Source organism: Microcystis sp. M169S2 (genome assembly GCF_020245865.1).
In the GTDB taxonomy this organism is placed as follows: Bacteria; Cyanobacteriota; Cyanobacteriia; order Cyanobacteriales; family Microcystaceae; genus Microcystis; species Microcystis ichthyoblabe_A.
On sequence record NZ_JADBUB010000243.1, the window covers coordinates 1 to 3397 of the forward strand.

2 protein-coding genes and 4 pseudogenes are annotated in these 3397 nt (G+C 44.8%); 2 read left to right on the forward strand and 4 right to left on the reverse strand.

Going from position 1 to position 3397, the window contains the following annotated elements; genetic code table 11:
• A pseudogene (locus IM485_RS21510) lies at positions 1 to 130 on the forward strand (IS630-like element ISMae27 family transposase); the annotation flags it as partial.
• Positions 131 to 206: 76 nt separating this feature from the next.
• Here the strand turns inward: IM485_RS21510 and IM485_RS21515 are convergent.
• The gene (locus tag IM485_RS21515) at positions 207 to 743 is read right to left on the reverse strand and encodes a hypothetical protein (RefSeq protein ID WP_002803214.1); all 537 of its coding nucleotides are present in this window, start codon (positions 741 to 743) and stop codon (positions 207 to 209) included.
• Between the two features lie 100 nt (positions 744 to 843).
• Entirely contained in the window at positions 844 to 1332 is a 489-nt protein-coding gene (locus IM485_RS21520; protein ID WP_004159254.1) for an MgtC/SapB family protein, read from the reverse strand.
• 421 nt (positions 1333 to 1753) lie between these two features.
• Here IM485_RS21520 and IM485_RS21525 point away from each other — a divergent pair.
• Positions 1754 to 2129 (forward strand): annotated as a pseudogene (locus IM485_RS21525) (NF041680 family putative transposase); the annotation flags it as partial.
• 85 nt (positions 2130 to 2214) lie between these two features.
• Here IM485_RS21525 and IM485_RS21530 read toward each other — a convergent pair.
• Positions 2215 to 2835 (reverse strand): annotated as a pseudogene (locus IM485_RS21530) (ISNCY family transposase); the annotation flags it as partial.
• A gap of 309 nt (positions 2836 to 3144) precedes the next feature.
• Positions 3145 to 3397: pseudogene (locus IM485_RS21535) on the reverse strand (ATP-grasp domain-containing protein); the annotation flags it as partial.

Here is a 3397-nt window from a genome sequence, read left to right on the forward strand (position 1 = left end):
CAATTTTAACTCCCTTGATAACTTAAGAAGTAAACTTTACCATCTTTTAAATTCTCTATCCAATGACACGATCGGGTATTTGACGGGATGGTCTTGGATTTTAGAAGCTCTATGTCTGTCAGGAATTTAGAAAAATGGTATAAATAAGCAATTCGACTCACCACTACTTCCAGATCGCTACCCCATAGTCTATCCCTTTCCTGGCGTTACTGGGTTTTCTGCGTTTGCTCCAGATATTTCTGCACACTCTGTCCCATCTGCACCAGATTCGGTTCAATCTTTTTGGCCAGAAGCTCTTCGACTAGGTGAACTAAGCGACTGAGCAAGAAGGGGGGCACACTGTGAACTGCGCTGAGGTCAATCCTCACTTCGACTCGGCTTTCCACCAATGTGCAATTGCCTCGATCCAGAAAGCGGTTCTTGCCAGCGCAAAACACCGCCTCTCGGTAGGCATGGGTTTCAATTTGCCAGTCTACAGTAAACTCATTGTTGTCCCAGATATCGTATTCCGTCCAAGTGAACAGTTCTTCACTCAAAAGTGCCCGAGCAGCGGCTGGGATGTCCCCACCCCCATGCCACTCCAGCACCAGTCGCACCAGTCGCTCCGCTTCCTGGCGAGACTTGAGTTGCAGCGATCGCACATTGGGCAGATACGGCCCCAACTCCATCAGCTTGTCCCGATAGGTGGCATAAACCAAGGATCGAGAAAACGACACCTGTGAATCAACGGAAATTTTGATCATCTTTGGGCTCCAACGGCATGGGGCAAGATATGCAGTTTAACGCGGGTATGAACTACTTGTACATCTTCAACCCCTATCCGCCCGAATACTCCGACCCCGTTTAACTCCTCCTTCCACGGCGTTCAAACAACCGTTCGACCTTGGGAATTAAGGATAAGATTCCCAAGGCTAAGAGAGTGCTGAGAATGGCCGTCGCTTCTCGCCCCATCCCTGCCGCTACGCCGATGGCCGCCGTTAGCCATATGCCCGCCGCCGTGGTCATCCCCTTAGCCTCCTCTTGGTGCCTTCCTATAATGATCGATCCGGCCCCAAGGAATCCCACCCCAGCGATCAAGCCCTGCAACACACGAGTTAAATCTGCGATCGATGCCCCAGATTGTTGAGGAATGAGGACGAAGAGTGCTGCCCCGAAAGAAACCAGCATATGCGTTCGCAACCCTGCCGCCTTGCCCTTGATCTCCCGATCGTACCCCAGGAGACCACCAAGGATCGCCGCAAGCAGGAAGCGTAAAATGATGCGGATAATTTGAGCCACATCGGTGATCTCGGAGAATTCCGATAGCACAGTATTCCATATCACTTGCCACACACCCGTAGTCCCTCCTTACTTTGGCTGTACTTCATTCTACAAAGTTGGCTGTAATTTCTTTATTGATGTCCGATCGTTCTACCGATAGATTGCATCATCAATCGTGACTCGGAAAAACTCACCCTCTGACTCAAACCGCTCAGTGCCAAAGTACCATCCAATCCGCAGACGGGTCGGAATGGTATAGCCACAGAATGTGCCTTCTTCCTCTATAATTCCACCGAAGTCCACATAATGAGACTTAGACAAAAAACAAATCGAGAAAAGCCTCAACTCCAATCCCCGCCTGGGATTTACTTCGAGAAGCCCAAAATCGCTGAAACCCAGATATATCAAGGAAAATCATAAATCGAGGTTAACCCTTTGTCCCGTAATGGTTTGAGCCTTTTTTGCTGACCGAAAACGCCTAAGTCCCATTAACATCGATCACTCGAATCGCTTCGCACTCGCAAAGATTACACTGGACTTTACCCAAACTTTCAACTCCCGAACAAGGGCAATCTGGTCGCGATTTGATGCCTCTACTGACTTGGTAGTTATGGCTGGCTCGTGAGATAGTACAAGATAATCCTTTACCTTGGCAGAAGCCTCTTCCACAAAACTCTCTGACTCCTGGAAGGGTCGCTCAGGGTTTTGGGGCAATTTTAGCGGTGATTGGTACACCCGCCTGTTTCCCCAAAACCCGAGGAAAATCCCAGGGCTGGCCTAAAGGCAAAAAACGGACTCCAAAAATCCCTGATCCTACGGTCAAAAAACGCTATTCTGCCCCGCCTAAATCGAAAAAGACCGCATCTTAATCCTTCATCGTGCTTTTTATCTCTTTCTCAGTCTTTTATCCCTAGCTGTGCCAATTTGGGCTGCAAATTAGTCTAAACAGAAGTTATGATTCTTATTTAACCATCTTTTAACGGCCGCATTTTCACAGTCTTGTTTTTGATGCCCATCTTGTTTTTTTAATGAATTCTGGCTCTAAATTAATTACTTGTTTTTGATTAGGAGAAACCACCCTAGGTGTGACACAGCCATGAAAATAAGTTGTAGTTCCCTTTCGATGATTACGACAATTACAATGAGGGCAATTAATTTTCTTAGATGAGAAATTTCTGTGCCATCTAATGCCACTAAAATTTCTCCATCTAAGTAGAGAAACTTTTTCAAAACTCCCTTTTCCTTTAACCATTGATAGACTTTTTGAAAAGTCCTAGAGACGGTAGAGGCTGGCACTGGCTCTAACAGATTTCTTATTTGATTATCCCCAGGAATTTTTTCAATTGAAAATAAACTTTCAGCATTATCTTTTCCCTTATTGCTTTTTATTAAACGTTGATGGTCTAAAAAAGACGGCGACTGAGTAAAAAAGACTGAAAATGCAGCCATCACGGCATCTTCTACCTGATATTTTGTATTATTTCCAGGTTTCCTCTCATCGGGTAAATCATGTAATTCTTGACGTAAAAATTGCATTAATTCCGAAATTTCTAGGGTTGCCGCTTTTTGAGCCATCTTGGAATAATTTGACGTGCTGGTGGATTTCTAACTCACCCATTTTACCTTAGCTGACAATAATTATAAATTTTTATTTCCCTTGAATTCCTTATTCTAAAAACAGAACTATCTTCCTGAATTTACCCCGTTCGTTCTCAGCCAATCCCTTTGATTGCTTGAGTATTTATACTTAATCTATCCAACCAATTGTTTTTTTAGTGATCGCCTCTCCCTGAAAAATAGTCACTTTCTACTATATTTTGCCTTCCAAAATCGGGGTTAATGCTCTATTTATTTCAAAATGAGAATGGCTGCTGATCACTGATTCTAGGCTAATTTAATTGCTGCCGTGACTACCTCTTCTAAAGACTCTAACCAATGAAAGTTAACATCAGCTAAACTCTGACTGAGATCGATCGCTTTACTGTCAGCTAGGACGCGAAAAATTATTTGTGGTAGGGTGGGATTGAGAACAGATCGGGGTTCCAAGGTTTGTCTTTCCTGTCGGGTAGCCCGGATCGTTCGTTCGCCGCTGCCCCGGCTGGGTGATAATGGGCTATAACTGCGGTAGTAATTGCTA